This window comes from Dactylosporangium sp. NPDC051541 (assembly GCF_044454505.1).
In the GTDB taxonomy this organism is placed as follows: domain Bacteria; phylum Actinomycetota; class Actinomycetes; order Mycobacteriales; family Micromonosporaceae; genus Dactylosporangium.
The window spans coordinates 978,612-992,674 of the sequence record NZ_JBITDU010000003.1 but is presented as its reverse complement, the minus strand read 5'-3'; the positions used below and the strand labels follow the sequence as shown (position 1 = coordinate 992,674).

General features: G+C 71.0%; 16 protein-coding genes. 6 read left to right on the top strand and 10 right to left on the bottom strand.

The annotated features are described in order from the left end of the window. Window positions 1–209 precede the first annotated feature (209 nt). The 6 genes from ACIA8L_RS18765 to ACIA8L_RS18740 are packed head-to-tail and all read right to left on the bottom strand — an operon-like array spanning window position 210 to window position 6,358. Window positions 210–1,205: a zinc-binding dehydrogenase gene (locus tag ACIA8L_RS18765; RefSeq protein WP_395905963.1), complete on the bottom strand. Its 996-nt coding sequence runs from the start codon at window positions 1,203–1,205 to the stop codon at window positions 210–212. A gap of 2 nt (window positions 1,206–1,207) precedes the next feature. Then, window positions 1,208–1,876 (bottom strand): HAD-IA family hydrolase, encoded by a 669-nt coding sequence (locus tag ACIA8L_RS18760; protein ID WP_395905961.1) that lies wholly within the window; start codon window positions 1,874–1,876, stop codon window positions 1,208–1,210. Window positions 1,877–1,887: 11 nt separating this feature from the next. Beyond that, window positions 1,888–2,985: a TIGR03364 family FAD-dependent oxidoreductase gene (locus ACIA8L_RS18755; protein WP_395905959.1), complete on the bottom strand. Its 1,098-nt coding sequence runs from the start codon at window positions 2,983–2,985 to the stop codon at window positions 1,888–1,890. Beyond that, window positions 2,982–4,625, bottom strand: a complete 1,644-nt coding sequence (gene phnE / locus ACIA8L_RS18750; RefSeq protein WP_395905957.1) for a phosphonate ABC transporter, permease protein PhnE — start codon at window positions 4,623–4,625, stop codon at window positions 2,982–2,984. The genes ACIA8L_RS18755 and phnE overlap by 4 nt, the downstream gene beginning before the upstream one ends. Further along, window positions 4,622–5,404: a phosphonate ABC transporter ATP-binding protein gene (gene phnC / locus ACIA8L_RS18745; RefSeq protein WP_395905956.1), complete on the bottom strand. Its 783-nt coding sequence runs from the start codon at window positions 5,402–5,404 to the stop codon at window positions 4,622–4,624. Before phnC ends, phnE begins: the two co-directional genes overlap by 4 nt. Window positions 5,405–5,422: 18 nt before the next feature. Then, window positions 5,423–6,358 (bottom strand): phosphate/phosphite/phosphonate ABC transporter substrate-binding protein, encoded by a 936-nt coding sequence (locus tag ACIA8L_RS18740; protein ID WP_395905954.1) that lies wholly within the window; start codon window positions 6,356–6,358, stop codon window positions 5,423–5,425. A 173-nt stretch (window positions 6,359–6,531) separates the two neighbouring features. On the opposite strand from ACIA8L_RS18740, the gene ACIA8L_RS18735 reads away from it, so the two are divergent. Genes ACIA8L_RS18735 through murQ form a run of 3 tightly spaced genes read left to right on the top strand, consistent with a single transcriptional unit; the run spans window position 6,532 to window position 9,056 of the window. Continuing rightward, a complete protein-coding gene (locus ACIA8L_RS18735) occupies window positions 6,532–7,251 on the top strand; it encodes a GntR family transcriptional regulator (RefSeq protein WP_395906328.1) in 720 nt (239 codons plus the stop codon). A 39-nt stretch (window positions 7,252–7,290) separates the two neighbouring features. After that, complete coding sequence (locus ACIA8L_RS18730) at window positions 7,291–8,166, top strand: MurR/RpiR family transcriptional regulator (RefSeq protein WP_395905952.1); 876 nt, start codon at window positions 7,291–7,293, stop codon at window positions 8,164–8,166. Then, on the top strand, window positions 8,163–9,056 hold the full coding sequence (gene murQ / locus ACIA8L_RS18725; RefSeq protein ID WP_395905950.1) for an N-acetylmuramic acid 6-phosphate etherase: 894 nt from the start codon (window positions 8,163–8,165) through the stop codon (window positions 9,054–9,056). The genes ACIA8L_RS18730 and murQ overlap by 4 nt, the downstream gene beginning before the upstream one ends. Window positions 9,057–9,064: 8 nt before the next feature. On the opposite strand, the gene ACIA8L_RS18720 is transcribed toward murQ, so the two are convergent. Together ACIA8L_RS18720 and ACIA8L_RS18715 are read right to left on the bottom strand one after the other, a co-directional pair. Continuing rightward, window positions 9,065–9,343 (bottom strand): hypothetical protein, encoded by a 279-nt coding sequence (locus tag ACIA8L_RS18720; RefSeq protein ID WP_395905948.1) that lies wholly within the window; start codon window positions 9,341–9,343, stop codon window positions 9,065–9,067. 15 nt (window positions 9,344–9,358) lie between these two features. Then, on the bottom strand, window positions 9,359–9,565 hold the full coding sequence (locus tag ACIA8L_RS18715) for a hypothetical protein (RefSeq protein WP_395905946.1): 207 nt from the start codon (window positions 9,563–9,565) through the stop codon (window positions 9,359–9,361). Between the two features lie 383 nt (window positions 9,566–9,948). On the opposite strand from ACIA8L_RS18715, the gene ACIA8L_RS18710 reads away from it, so the two are divergent. The 3 genes from ACIA8L_RS18710 to ACIA8L_RS18700 are packed head-to-tail and all read left to right on the top strand — an operon-like array spanning window position 9,949 to window position 11,392. Then, entirely contained in the window at window positions 9,949–10,194 is a 246-nt protein-coding gene (locus tag ACIA8L_RS18710; RefSeq protein WP_395905943.1) for a hypothetical protein, read from the top strand. 38 nt (window positions 10,195–10,232) lie between these two features. Continuing rightward, complete coding sequence (locus ACIA8L_RS18705; RefSeq protein ID WP_395905941.1) at window positions 10,233–11,120, top strand: helix-turn-helix domain-containing protein; 888 nt, start codon at window positions 10,233–10,235, stop codon at window positions 11,118–11,120. A gap of 38 nt (window positions 11,121–11,158) precedes the next feature. Then, window positions 11,159–11,392 carry a hypothetical protein gene (locus tag ACIA8L_RS18700; RefSeq protein WP_395905939.1) on the top strand — a complete coding sequence of 78 codons (234 nt, stop codon included), beginning with the start codon at window positions 11,159–11,161 and terminating at the stop codon, window positions 11,390–11,392. A gap of 1,247 nt (window positions 11,393–12,639) precedes the next feature. Here the strand turns inward: ACIA8L_RS18700 and ACIA8L_RS18695 are convergent. Both ACIA8L_RS18695 and ACIA8L_RS18690 read right to left on the bottom strand, forming a co-directional pair. Beyond that, on the bottom strand, window positions 12,640–13,212 hold the full coding sequence (locus ACIA8L_RS18695) for a TetR/AcrR family transcriptional regulator (protein ID WP_395905938.1): 573 nt from the start codon (window positions 13,210–13,212) through the stop codon (window positions 12,640–12,642). Next, window positions 13,205–14,062, bottom strand: a complete 858-nt coding sequence (locus tag ACIA8L_RS18690) for a class I SAM-dependent methyltransferase (RefSeq protein ID WP_395905936.1) — start codon at window positions 14,060–14,062, stop codon at window positions 13,205–13,207. Before ACIA8L_RS18690 ends, ACIA8L_RS18695 begins: the two co-directional genes overlap by 8 nt. Between the last annotated feature and the right edge of the window lies 1 nt (window position 14,063).

The window sequence follows — 14,063 nt, the reverse complement described above, 5'->3', positions numbered from 1 at the left end:
TGCGTCAGCGGCGCGCGTGATTGCGTCGGCGGCGTCCATGTCGTCACCTCCGCGGGTCCACGGCCACGCGCGGCGTGCGTGATTGCGTCAGCGGCGCGCGTGATTGCGTCGGCGGCGTCCATGTCGTCACCTCCGCGGGTCCACGGCCACGCGCGGCGTGCGTGATTGCGTCAGCGGCGCGCGTGATTGCGTCGGCGGCGTCCATGTCGTCACCTCCGCGGGTCCACGGCCACGCGCGGCGTGCGGCCGGCTTGCTCGAAGGCGCGGTCCAGCTGTGACAGTGCGAACGTGTCTCCTACCAACTGGGCGAACGGGAATCGCTCGTGATGGGCGGCCAGAAAAGCTACGGCTTGCACGAGGTGTTCGGGGCGGTAGTTGTGGACGCCGTGCACGGTGAGCAGGCGGCGCACGATTTGCTCGGGGTCGACCGGGACCGGCGGGGCGGGCGAGACCGAACCGGCCAGGATCGCGCGGCCGCCTACGTCCAGCGCGTCCAGGCAGGCCGCGACCGCGGCGGGCGCACCGGACAGTTCCAGGGCCACGTCTACGGCCCGCGGCCGGTTGTCCGGGCCTACCACGTGCTCGGCTCCGAAGCGGCGGGCCAGGGCTTGGCGGGCCGGGTCGGGGTCGCTGACGGTCACCTCGGCGCCCGCGGCCGCGCACATCGCCGCGGCCGTCACGCCCAGGAGGCCGGCGCCGGTGACCAGGACACGGCGGCCGTTTACCGGGTCGGCGGCGTCCAGCATCGCCGCGACGGTCGCGGTCGCGCACGCGGCCGGTGCCGCTACAACGTCGGGCAAGGTGTCGGGGACGGGGACGATCGTGGTGCCCGGCGGCAGGAGGGCGTGGGTGGCGAAGCCGCCGCTGAGTGTCCAGCCTGCGGTCAAGGGTTCGTGGCCGAACTTCCTCAGGTTCAGGCACTTCTGGGGGAGGCCGCGGGCACAACGAGTACACCCGAAGCAGGAAACCACCACCGACCAGACCACCCGGTCTCCGGCGACCGTCCGGCCGATCTGCTCGTGGCCCAGCACGCTCGGGGCCGGTCCGGGGCGGTGACCGGCGACCGTGTGCAGGTCGCTGCCGCAGATCGTGGCCAGGTCGATCTCGACCAGCGTCTCGCCGGCGACCGGGTCCGGCCGGTCGGTCTCGACGAACTGGAACGGCCGGCCGACGCCGTCCCAGCGGGCGTACCGGGCCGAGGGCAACGTCAGGCCCGGGCGGCGATGAGCGCGGGCAGGTCGGCGACGCCGGCGAGGACCTCGTGAGCGCCGGCGGCCCGCAGGTCGGCCTCCGCGCGGCCGCCGGTCAGCACGCCGACGACGAGTCCGGCTCCGGCCGCGACCCCCGAGGCGGCGTCGGCTTCCGTGTCGCCGACGACGACGAGGGCGGCGACCGAGGACGCGCGGGTGCGCAGGAGGGCCGTCAGCGGCAGGTCCGGTGCGGGGCGGCCGCGGCCCGCGTCGGCCGGGGTGAGGACGGCGTCGGCGAGGTCGTTCCAGCCGACGGCGGCGACGACGGCATCGGCCGTGGCCCGGGCGAAACCGGTGGTGAAGACGACGGCCAGGCCCTGCTCGCGCAGCTCCCGGACGGCCTTCTCGGCGCCGGGGATCGGGGTGCAGCGGCCCTCGGCTACAAGCTCCGCGTAGGCGTCCTCGAAGGCGCGGTTGAGCCGCTGCGCGGTCGGCTCGTCGGCCAGTGCGCGGAACACTTCGATCTTCGACTGGCCCATGGTGGCGCGGACGTGGTCGATGGCGGCGGTGCGGCCCGGGTCGCCGGGGAGGACCCGGTCGTAGGCGCGGGCGAAGCTGTGCTCGACCATCCCGTCGTCCACCACGGTCGTGCCGGCCAGGTCCAGGACCACGGTCTCGAATGGCATGTGGGTCTTCCTTACTCGAGGAGTTCGCTGATGACTGACTCGCCCAGGCCGAGGCCGGTCGTCATGCCGATGCCGGTGGTGACCGCGACGATCCGGACGCCTTCGGCGGGGGCGGCGATGAGGAACGGCTCGGGCGCGGACGCGTAGACGCCCTGCCAGCGCTCGCGGATCGGGAGTCGTTCGAGGCCGAACAGTTCCCGGGTGACGCGGACCAGTGCCTCGAACGACGACTCGGGCTGGAACGGGGTGACGGCGGTGCCGCGGTAGTGGGTGTCGCCGACGAGGAGGGTGCCGTCGGGGCGCTGGGTGTACATCTGGTTGAGGTCGAGCGCGTAGAGGTCCGGGTGCTGCGCGGCGAGGCGTTCGCGCAGGGCGGCGGCGGGCGCGGTTCCGGCGAACCCGGAGTACCGCAGCAGCGACCAGCCGGTGAGGATCGGCGCCGGCAGCGGCTCGGCCAGGGTGCCGGGCTCGGCGAGGAGCATGTCCAGGCCGCAGCGCAGCACGCCGGCCGCCTCGGCGACGTCGGGGTAGAGCTGGTCGACGTCGTGGCCGACGGCGACGACGACCGCCTCCGCGCGGATCGGGCCGCGCGACGTGTGCAGGACGCCGGTCTCGGCCCCGAGCGCCGACGTCCGCCAGCGGAACTCGACACCGTGCTCGGCGAGGTATTGGGCCAGGGCCGGGGCCGCCTCGCGCGGATCGACCTGGAGATCCCGGGGCAGCCAGGCGCCGCCGAGCACGTCGGTGCCCGGTACGTGGTCTTCGCCGAGGAGCTTCACGCCCGGCTCGCCGGCCGCCCAGTGCCGCAGCACGGCCAGCTCGTCGGCGGCGCGGGCCACGACGATCGTGCCGGACTCGCGGGCCCAGAAGCCGGCCCGGCGGGCGTAGCGCAGCCAGAGCTCGCGGGAGCGTTCGGCGTAGTCGCGGGCCGGGCCGGTTTGGGCGGTGACGCAGGCGTGGCCGAAGTTGCGCACGCTCGCGCCGGTGATCGCGCTGGCCCGGTCCACGACGACGACCCGCAGTCCCCGCTCGTGGGCGGCGGCGGCGTGACCGAGCCCGACGATGCCGGAGCCGACGACGGCGAGGTCGTAGGCGGCCGCAGCCGTCACCGCAGCGCCCGGCGGATCAGCACCGAGATGCCCTCGACGACCAGGACGGCCGCGACGAGCACGATGACGAATGCGGTGACCTGGTCGTAGCGGGAGACGCGGGTGGCGTCGATCAGGTAGTAGCCGATGCCGCCGGCCGCGACGATGCCGAGGACGGTCGCCGAGCGGATGTTGGAGTCGAAGAGGTACAGGGTGTGGCCGACGAACGCGGGGACGCTCAGCCGGGCCGTGGCCGAGAAGAACACCTGGGTCCGGGTGCCGCCGACCGAGCGGACCGCGGTCTGCGGGCCGAGCGGGGCCTCTTCGAGGGAGTCGGCGATGAGCTTGCCGAGCAGCCCGACCCCGACGAACGCGAGGGCGATGGTGCCGGCCTGCGGGCCGAGGCCGGTGATGATGATCAGCACGATGGCCAGGATCAGCTCCGGGATCGAGCGGATGATCAGCAGGATCAGGCGGGCGATGGCGCGCACGAGCCGGTTGGGGGCCGCGTTGCGGGCCGCGAGGGGGCCGATGAGCAGCGACACGATGAGGCTGAGCAGGGTGGCGGCGGCCGCGATCTCCAGGGTGACGAGCAGCGCGTCCCAGACGTTGGTCCAGGTCCGGGGCTCGATCGACGGGGGCCAGGTGCGCTCCAGCAGGAACGGGATCTGGCCCCAGAAGCTGAACAGGTCGAGCCACTTGGCCTGGGAGATGTACACGGCGCCGGCCAGGACGATGACGCCCGCGGCGATGGACCCGGTGTTGCGGATCCGGTCTTTCGTCCACGGGCGGCGCATGGCGGCGTCGATCGAGAGCGTTCGTGGCCCTGTGGCCACCCGGCCCGATTTGTCGTTCGGCGCCAGCAGTTGCGCTCTGATCGTGGTGGAGATGATTTCGAAGACCACGCACAGCAGGAAGATGACCAGGGCGAGGGCCATGGCCCGGCGGTAGTTCAGCGACTCCAGGGCCAGGCGCAGGTCGTAGCCGAGACCGATGATGCCGGCGTAGCCGAGCAGGACGGAGCCGCGCAGGTTGATGTCGGCCCGGTGCAGGGTCGTGGCGATCCACGACGGCAGGACCTGGGGGAAGACCCCGGACCAGAACTCCTGGGACCGGGACGCGCCGGTGGTGCGGATCGCCTGGCGCGGCCCCTCGTCGATCTGCTCGATGGCGTCGGCGAAGAGCTTCGAGATCATGCCGATCGAGTGCAGGGCGATGGCCAGGATGCCGGGCAGCGAGCCGAGCGTGAACAGCAGCACGAACAGCATCGCGAGGACGACGTCGGGGACGGCCCGGGTGACGACGCCGATGGCCCGGCCGATCGGGATGAGCCACGGTGCCGGGCTGGTGTTGCGGGCCGAGATGTAGGCGATCGGGGCCGAGACGACGGCCGACAGGACGGTGCCGCAGAGGACGACGCCGAGGGTGATGCCGATCGACTCCCACAGCTCCGCGAGGGGTGGGAAGCGCAGCGGGGTCATGCGGTCGATGAACGGGCCGACCTTGTCGACGCTGTCGGTGAACGTCTCGGCGGTGAAACCGATCTCGTCGAGCGACCAGATCGCGAACCCGGCCAGGGCCAGGAGCAGGCCGGCCGCGACGATGGTGGCGACCGGCGGGTTCGGCCGTTTGACCGCCTTTTCGAGGTCGACCGCGGTCATGTGGTCTCCGCCATGGCGGCCGTCATCCGACCGTAGATGCGCATCGCGGCCTCGCGGGTGAGATCCGCGGCGGGGGTGTCGAGCACGACGCCGCCGTTGCGCATGCCCACCACCCGCCGCCCCCAGGCCAGGGCCAGCTCGACCTGGTGCAGGCTGCAGATGACGGTCAGTTCGCGCTCGGCCGCGATCTCGCGCAGCAGGGCCATCACCTGGTCGCTGGACTCCGGGTCGAGGGAGGCGACCGGCTCGTCGGCGAGCAGGATCTCGGGGCCCTGCATGAGGGCGCGGGCGATGGCGACCCGCTGCTGCTGGCCGCCGGAGAGCGTGTCGGCCCGCTGGTATGCCTTCTCCAGGAGCCCGACCCGGTCCAGCTGGGTCAGGGCCTGGCGGCGCAGCTCCCGCGGGTAGGTGGCGATGCCGAGGCGCGGCCCGCGCAGGGCCCCCAGGGCCCCGGTGAGCACGTTCTCCAGCACGGTGAGCCGGCTGACCAGATGGAACTGCTGAAACACCATGCCGATACGCCCGCGCATCCGGCGCAGCTCGCGCCCGCGCAGGCCGGTGAGGTCCTCGCCAAGCACGCGCAGCGAGCCTTCGCTCGGCGTCTCCAGGCCGTTCAGGTGCCGCAGGAGCGTCGTCTTGCCCGAGCCGGAGAGCCCGAGCAGGACGACGATCTCGCCGCGGCCGACCGTCAGCGACACGTCCCGCAGCGCGGCGACCTGCCCGTAGGTCTTGCTGAGCCCGCGCACCTCGACCGCGGGAGCGTCGCTGACCGTCGTCATCGTCGGCAGTCCTTCACATCAGCCGTTGCAGGCCGCGGCCTTGGTCTGCTTGCACAGATCGCGGATGATGTCGTACTTCGCGTCGTCGACCGGCGCCAGGGCGTAGAAGGTCTTCTTGAAGTTGTCGCTGTCGGCACCGGCGATCCCGGCCGCCTTGATCTGGTCGATCGTGACGTTCTGCAGGCCCTTGACGAGCTTGTCCTTGAGGTCGGCGGGCAGCGCGTCGGCGACGGTCATGGGCGCGCCGATGACGAAGGTCTTGTTGATGACCTTCAGGCCCTTCTGCGCCTCGACGGCGACATCCTCGGCGAAGCCGGCCTCGCACTCGGAGCCCTGCGACACCTTGAGCGCCGACGCGTCGTGCTTGCCGGCGAAGACCGGGGTCACGTCTTTGGTCGGGTCGATGCCGGCCTTGAGCAGGTTGTAGCTCGGGTACAGGTAGCCCGACGTCGAGGTCTGGCTGACGAAGCAGACCTTCTTGCCCTTGAAGTCCTCGATCTTGCTGATGGCCGAGTTGGCGGGGGCGATCGCCTCGGAGTAGTAGCCCGGCTCCTGGCCGGCCTTGGTGATGATCGACGCGAACGGCGTGATCTTGGCGCCGTTGTTCCTCGCGGTCACGTAGGTGAAGCCGGAGAAGCTGGCGATGTCGACCTTGCCGGAGACGGCGGCCTCGATGAGGGCGGCGTAGTCGGACGACTCACGGTATTCGACCTTGAGGCCGGAGACCTTGGCGATGTAGTCCTGCAGCGGCTGGTAGTTCTGCTGGGTGGAGGCGGTGTCGGGGACGACGCCGAAGACGAGCGTGCCGGGGTCTTTGGCGAACTTGCCGGGCGCGGCGGCCGACGAGCCGGCGTCGGCGGAGGTCTTGTCGTCGTCCGATCCGCACGCGGCGGTGCCGGCGAGCAGCATCAGGGCCGCGGCGGCGCCTAACACGACCCGAGTGGTGATCTTCATATGCCACACACCTTCTTCGTCTGCTGCTGGTTGTGGCTCGCAAGCTAGGAAGGCGATATGAACGGCCGGGAACTCGTGCGTAGGTCGGCGCGAACGCGGCTCAAAGGTCCGTACCTGTTACCAACTCGTGATGTTTTAAGGTATCGACCGTGTCCGCCCTGCACCGCGCCGGCATCCCCGCCCACGGCCGCGTACCGAAGTACTACGCCGTCAAGGCCCGGATCCTCGACGAGATCGCGGTGCTCGGGATCGGCTCGCCACTGCCGCCGGAGCGCGACCTGGCCGCCCGCTACGGCGTCGCCCGCTCGACCGTCCGCCAGGCGATCTCGGAGCTGATCATCGAGGGCCGCCTCACCGCCCAGCAGGGCCGCGGCACGTTCGTGGCCCGGCCGAAGTTGATCCACCCCCTCTCGCTGGCCAGCTACACCGAGGCCCTGCGAGCGATGGGCATCGAACCGGGGCGGCGGCTCGTGACCCTGGAGACCATCCCGGCCGACGACGAGCTGGCGGACGCGCTGGAGATCGCCGCCGAGGCGCCGGTGATCCAGCTGGAGCGGGTGCTGCTGGCCGGCGGGGAGCCGCTCGGACTGGAGACCACGTACCTGCCGGCGCAGCGTTATCCCCGTCTGCTCGATGTGTTCGATCCGAGCGGGTCGCTGTACCGATGCATGCAGGACCAACTGGGCGTCGTCTGGGCGGAGGCGACCGAGCGCATCGAGACCGCCCTGGCCAGTCCCCGGGAGGCACTGCTGCTGCAGACCAACCCGGCCCTGCCGATGCTGCTCATGCAGCGCGTCAGCCGCGATCCCGCGGGCACGCCCATCGAACGGGTCCGGTCGCTGTACCGCGGCGACCGCATCGGCTTCGAGGCCCGGCTCGTCGCCGGTCGTTAACTATTGACGTATTAGCATGTGTTTCGGTAACTTTTTTACATGACGGTGGTGAAGATTCGTGGCCTGCTGCCCTCGCTCTCGCGGGCCGAGCAGCGGGTCGGGCGGATCATCCTGGACGAGGCGGCCACCGCGGCGCAGATGACGATCACCGAGCTGGCGAAGCGGGCCGACACGTCCGAGACGACGGTGATCCGGTTCTGCCGGGCGGTCGGCCTCTCCGGATACCCCGAGTTACGGCTGCGCCTGGCGGCCGAGGCCGGCCGGGTCCAGCAGGACGACCGGGCGCACACCGCCGTCGGCAGCGACATCAACCCGTCCGACGACCTCGCCCAGGTGGTGAAGACCATCGCGTACGCCGACGCCCGGGCCGTCGAGGACACCGCGGCCCAGCTCGACCTCGACGCCCTGGAGCGGGTCATCGCGGCGATCGCGCAGGCGCGGCGCATCGACATCTACGGCGTCGGGGCCAGCGCGTTCGTGGCCCAGGACTTCCAGCAGAAGCTGCACCGCATCGGCCTCACCGCCTACGCGTGGTCGGACGTGCACGTGGCCCTGACCAGCGCGGCCCTGCTCGGCCCGGGAGACGTGGCGGTCGGCATCTCGCACACGGGGACCACGATGGACACCATGGAGGCGTTCACCGAAGCCGGCCGGCGGGGCGCGACAACCGTCGCGCTGACCAACTTCCCCAAGTCACCCATCGCCCGGGCCGCGTCGCTGGTGCTGACCACGGCCGCCCGGGAGACCACGTTCCGCTCCGGCGCCACCGCGAGCCGCCTGGCCCAGCTGACCGTCGTGGACTGCGTGTTCGTCGGGGTCGCGCAGCGGACGTACGACCGCACCCGCACCGCTCTCGAGGCGACCCGCGAGGCGGTCCGCGGCCGGCGCGCCAAGGCCGAACGAGGCCGCGGGTGAGCCTCTCCCCCACCGAGCACCGGAACCCGGCCACGACCGACATCGACCGCCTCCCCACGCTGGACGTGCTCCGACTGATCAACACCGAGGACCACAAAGTGGCACCAGCGGTTTTGGCGGTACTCCCACAGGTCGCCGAGGCCGTGGACCTGGCCGTCACCGCCCTGCGCGCGGGTCACCGGATGCACTACTTCGGCGCGGGCACGTCCGGCCGCCTCGCCGTCCTGGACGCCGCCGAGCTCCGCCCCACCTACGGCGCCGGCCCCGACCTCGTCGCCGCCCACATCGCCGGCGGCTCCCCCGCCCTGCTCACCGCGGCCGAGGGCGCCGAGGACGACGTGGCGCTGGGCCGCGCCGCCGCCCACGAGGTCCGCCCCGGCGACATCGCGATCGGCGCGACCGCGAGCGGCACCACCCCATACGTGGCCGGCGCCCTCGGAGCCGCCCGCACCGCCGGCGCCGGCACGGTCCTGATCTCAGCCAACCCGTCCGCCCCCCTCGCCGACCTGGCCGACGTGCACATCGCCGTCGACACGGGCCCGGAGGCGATCACCGGCTCGACCCGCATGAAGGCCGGCACCGCCCAGAAACTGGTCCTGAACGCACTGTCGACCGCGGTGATGATCCGCCTCGGCCGCACCTACTCGAACCTGATGACCGACATGGTCGCCAGCAACACCAAGCTCCGCGCCCGCCAGGTGCGCCTGCTCACGCAGGCGACGGGCCTGGACAGCGCCGCCTGCACGACCGCCCTGGCCGCCGCCGACGGCGAGCCGAAGGTGGCCCTGGTGGCCCTGCTTGCCCAGACGTCCCCCTCGGCCGCCCGGCAAGCGTTGGACCACACCGGCGGCGTCGTCCACGCCGCACTCGCCGTCATCCGCGACGCCTAGGACCATGGCTAACGCCGCTGCCCGGCGTGCTCCCGCCCGGTCTCCCATTGCCACTGGTGAGCCCGTGCCGCCTCCCGCCGCCGCTCCCGCACCGCCAGCCGGAGCGCCGACCAGAGCCGGAACCGCCGCGAACTGTCCACGGCGGCCAGCAGCCGCGCCAGCGCCTCCCGCTCCTCCGGCGGCACGAACGTGATGACGATCAGCACCGGCAGCGCGGCCGCGACGAGCTCGGTAACGATGAGCGCCAGGACCGCAACCCCCGCAATGATCACGGCATAGACAGTCATGCGTACCCCTCCTTCTCAACGCACGACAGTGAAGGCCGCAAGCACCACCATCGCGAGCGCGGCGACGATCGCGATGGCGACAACGGCCGCGGCGGCGGCCGCCCCGACCGGCGACCCGCCGAGGAACACCGCCCGCCGGAGGTACCGCAGGGCGACAACCAGGCAGACCGCGCCGGCGGCCAGGTACGTGAGCGCCGGGGAAGCGGAGTCGAGGAAGGACATAGCGGCGACCTCCTATCCTGGTGGCTACGCGGCATCGCCACGCATAATCCACCGGAGAGGGCCATGACCTGGGCTACGGAGATCACCCGTCACCGCCGGTTCACCCAGCTAGCGGATTTTGTTACGGCTCCGTGACCCTCTCCCTTGAATATGCACCGCTATGCACGCTGTAGCAATCATCATCCGCGTGAATGAATTTCCTTCATCACTCTTCGCAACGGTCCGTGTACAGAGCCACTCCCTCTGATGTCGGACTGTGAGCATTGTGCCCGAAGCGGGGATTGCCTTCGGTGGAACATATGGTTGAGTGGGTGCAACGCGAGCTCGACTTCAGTGCATACCCCCGAATAATCGGGACCCGCGGGCCAGACTAAGGTGCGCATGTGAACTCCGACAATACGGGCGTCAGGGACGCCGCCCTCGGCGGCGGTACGCCAAAGCTGGACTTAGTCACTTCACTGTGCGGCAACGGCACATGCCCGACCGTCTACCGGACCGACCGCGGCACTCTGGTAGTGCAGGGTTACACCATCCGGGCCGACCAAGTCTCCATTGATCTTCCGGCTGGCGAGCAGCTCGTGGAGATTCCCGCGGAGCTCCTGGCCGCGGCTATGCAAGCCGGCAACTAGGTATTCTCGCCGGGTGTTCGGAAAGGGGGCGAGTTGCCATGTCCGACTTGCCCCTCTCCGCAGACGATCCCGTGGAGCCGGTCGGCGCCGTTCTGGCCCGCTGGCGCAAGCGAGCCGGGATCACGGGACAGGCCCTCGCCAGCCGCGTCGGCATGAGCCAGGCGAAGATCTCACGCCTGGAGACCGGGACGAGCACGGCCGAACCGGCCGACGTGAGGCGGATCGCCGAGGCCCTTGAGCTGCCTCCCGACGCGATCGAGCGCTTGGTCGAGCAGTCCGAGCAGCCATTCCCCGAGTGGGCGATTCCGCCGCACGACAACGCCGCGTTTCAGCGCGAGATCAACCGGATCGAGGCGAGCGCGAAGGAACTCCGGGTGTTCCAGCCCACGGTGGCCCCGGGACTGCTCCAAACCAGCGAATACGCCCGGGCGATCATGGCCAGCGTCAAGAATGAGATGGCCGACGACCGGCTCGTCGATTCGGAGGTCGCGGTTTCCGAGGCTGTCAATGCTCGCATGCACCGCAACCAGGTGCTCCGTCAGCCCGGCCGGAAGTTTCACTTCCTGATCACGGAGCAGGTGCTGCACAACCGCGTCTGCGGGGTGGCAGACATGCTGGCACAGATCAACCGCCTGCGCGAAGTCGCCACCTATCCCAATGTTGAGCTGAAGATCATTCCGGACAATGCGCTGTTGCGGATCGCGCCGTTCCACGGGTTCGAGCTCGTCGACGACCGATGGCTCCTCGTGGACCTCTTCAGTAGCTCCCTGAAGTCACACAACCGCGCGGCGGTCCGCCCGTACCGCCGCATCTTCGACGTCCTCGAGCGCTCGGCGGTGGCTTCCATCGATGATCTTCTCAACCAGTACCAGGCTCACTACGCACGCATGCTGCTGCCGGGCGCGACGCAAACTAGCAGATTCTGATGCTTGTACACGGTCGCGCTCATTCCTAACGTTGGAACATGACGAACCATGAGGACGTCCCGCCGGCCACCCCGGAAACCGTCCCGCAACTGGTGACGACGCTGTGCGGTAGCGGTACCTGCCCTACCGTCTACCGCACCCGCCACGACACTGTGCTCGTTCAGGGTGCGGTGGCCACCGGTATGACCGTCGGCGATGGTGAGCAGGTCGTCGAGATCCCGCGGGAGTTGCTGCTCGAGGCGGCTCGGCTGCTGCGGCAGGAAACCGTCTGACCTCACGTTCCCCGCCGCCCAGTGTTGTGCGGCCGTGAAAGTCCTTTGCCCCGTGCGCTACCGTCGCGCGCATGGGGCGGATCTTGCGGGTTGCCTTCGCCGCATTGGTTGCGGGAGTTGCGCTCAGTGGGTTGCTGCGCCTCTACGTGCCGGTCTCCGGGAACGAGCGGCAGCTGGCGTATCTGCGGGAGCGGCTCGAGCACGGGGCCGGGGAAGAGGCTCAGCGGCTGTTCCCCGAAGGGTACTTCTTTCTGCACGTGCTGTATGGGCTGGCGAGTGCCGACACCGGGCACGTCGATGATGCCCGGTGGGCACTGTCCAGACTCGACGGACCGGGCGGGACGGCGCCGTTCAGTGCCGGGCTGGCGCCGCGGTACGGGATCTTCTACGCGGGGTGGCGCAACGTCCTGCTCGGGGAGATTGTGCGTCGCGACCGGACGCGGGGGGAAGCGCGGCGGTTCGACGAGGCTTCGCGGGAGATCGCGGCCGCGTTCGATGCTTCCGCGTCGCCGTTTCTGCAGGCCTACCCCGGGTCGGCGTGGCCGGTCGACTCCGTTGTCGGGATCGCTTCGCTTCGCCTGCATGACATGGTGCTCGGGCCGGCTCATGACACTACCGTGCAGCGGTGGCTCGGGGCGGCGAGGCAGCGGCTCGATTCGGCTACCGGGTTGTTGCCGCACGTTGTCGACCCCGCCTCCGGTGCGGCACTGCAAGGGGCCCGCGGGAGTTCTCAGAGCGTCATCCTGCGGTTCCTGCCCATGGTGGACCCGGTGTTCGCCCGGGAGCAGTATCTGGGGTTTCGGGATCGGTTCGTTGTCCGGGCGCTCGGGCTCGGGCCGGCGGTCCGGGAGTATCCGAAGGGGACGGACGGGGCCGGGGACGTCGACAGCGGGCCGTTGCCGTTCGGGGTTTCGCTCTCGGCCACCGTCGTTGCCGTCGGGGCCGCCCGGGTGAATGGGGATCGTTCGCTGGCCGACGGCATGGAGCACTTCGGGGAGGTCGCCGGGGTGCCCGTCGACACGTTCTCGACCAAGCGTTACGGGCTCGGGCTGCTGCCGATCGGGGACGCGTTTCTGGTCTGGGCGCACACCGCCGAAGTCCAGGCGCACACCGCCGAAGCCGAGGCACCCACCGCCGAAGTCCGGGCACCCACCGCCGAAGCCGAGGCGCACACCGCCGAAGCCGGCCCGGGTCCGCCGCCCAGCGTCATCGGTCCACTGTGGAAGGTGCCGCTGACCGCGATCCTGCTACTGGTCGGGGCCCTGCCGTGGATTCGCCGGCGCCGGAAGCAGCGTGGCCACCGCCCGGATGAACGCCTCGTGGTCGACGGTGTCGTCCCACAGCGTCTGCAGGACCAGGCCCTGGTAGATGGCGATGAAGACGCGGGCCAGGGACGTCGGGTCGTCGGTGAGGCCGGCCAGTAACGGGGCCACTGCCTCGATCGGGCGGTCCACGTTGGCGCGGGACGCTTCGCGGATCGCCGGGTTGCGGACCGTCTCCGCCCACACCTGCACGGCCAGCTGCAGCTCGGGCCGGGCGGCCGGGTCGCCGACGGCCCGCAGGACGTTGAGATAGCCTTCGGCCGGGTCGGCGTCGCCGAGCATCGTGGTGCGCCGCTCGTGCCACTCGGTGACGATGGCGGCGATCATGTCGTCCTTGCCCAGGAAGTACCGATAGATCAGGCCTGCACTGATTCCTGACTCCCGGACGATGTCCTGCATCGACGTGCGGTGGAAGCCCTCCCGGGCGAAGCAGGCCGCGGCGGCGTCCAGGATCTGGCGGCGCCTGGCGGCGAAGTAGGCGTCGTCCACTTTAGGCACTAGCCACCGCGATCCGGTAGAACTGCGCCGTCGGCTCGCCGGTGCGGCCCAGCGGGTCCAGGTAACTCGCGGCGGCGTCCCGTGTGGACAGATCCGCGGTCAGGCGCAGGCCGCGCTCGGACAGGTACGCCGGGAGCCCGGCCGGGTCGAAGCCGAACGTCCACGGCTCGCCGCCGCGCTGGACCGCTTCGTGCCACTCGGCGACGCCGTGGAAGTCGCCGGTGCCGTCCAGGGCGGCCCGGTCGACGTACGTGAAGATGATCGTGCTTCCGGGGGCCAGCAGGGCGGCCAGGGCCCGGAACGCGCCGTCGACGGCCTCGGCGGTCAGGTAGTTGGTGACGCCCTCCCAGACGACGACCGCCGGCTCCGAAGCGGTGAAGCCGGCCGCCAGCAGGGCCGGCGCCAGGGCGTCCCGGGACAGGTCGACGGGGACGAACCGGACGGTGGCCGCCTGCGCGGCGGGGACCCGGCGGCGCTTCGTGGCCTGCGTCGCGGGGTGGTCGACCTCGAACGCCACCGGGGCGGCGATGCGGTAGGCGCGGTTGTCGAAGCCGGCGCCCAGCAGTACCAGCTGCACGGCATCGGCCCGGAGCGCGGCCTCGACCCGGTCGTCGATCAGGCGGGTGCGCACCACCGCCGAGGCGCGCGGGCCGCCGGCGTAGTGCGTGTCGATGTACCGCACGATCCACCGGTGCACGGCCGGGACCCGCGACGCGGCGACCACGGCCCGGTAGCGCTGCGGCAGCATCCGGGCCGCGAGCCGGTCGTCGAAGAGCCGGTCGTGCCGGCGGCTGTGCTCGAGGGCGCGGAAGAGCGCCACATGCTCCGCGGAGCGACTACTGCCTCGCATA

Coding starts and splice junctions, on each gene's coding strand:
- ACIA8L_RS18705 (WP_395905941.1), top strand. CDS start 10,233: ATGTCCGACTTGCCCCTCTCCGCAGACGATCCCGTGGAGCCGGTCGGC.
- phnE (WP_395905957.1), bottom strand. CDS start 4,625: ATGACCGCGGTCGACCTCGAAAAGGCGGTCAAACGGCCGAACCCGCCG.
- ACIA8L_RS18720 (WP_395905948.1), bottom strand. CDS start 9,343: ATGACTGTCTATGCCGTGATCATTGCGGGGGTTGCGGTCCTGGCGCTC.
- ACIA8L_RS18760 (WP_395905961.1), bottom strand. CDS start 1,876: ATGCCATTCGAGACCGTGGTCCTGGACCTGGCCGGCACGACCGTGGTG.
- ACIA8L_RS18690 (WP_395905936.1), bottom strand. CDS start 14,062: ATGCGAGGCAGTAGTCGCTCCGCGGAGCATGTGGCGCTCTTCCGCGCC.
- phnC (WP_395905956.1), bottom strand. CDS start 5,404: ATGACGACGGTCAGCGACGCTCCCGCGGTCGAGGTGCGCGGGCTCAGC.
- ACIA8L_RS18740 (WP_395905954.1), bottom strand. CDS start 6,358: ATGAAGATCACCACTCGGGTCGTGTTAGGCGCCGCCGCGGCCCTGATG.
- ACIA8L_RS18715 (WP_395905946.1), bottom strand. CDS start 9,565: ATGTCCTTCCTCGACTCCGCTTCCCCGGCGCTCACGTACCTGGCCGCC.
- ACIA8L_RS18700 (WP_395905939.1), top strand. CDS start 11,159: ATGACGAACCATGAGGACGTCCCGCCGGCCACCCCGGAAACCGTCCCG.
- ACIA8L_RS18730 (WP_395905952.1), top strand. CDS start 7,291: ATGACGGTGGTGAAGATTCGTGGCCTGCTGCCCTCGCTCTCGCGGGCC.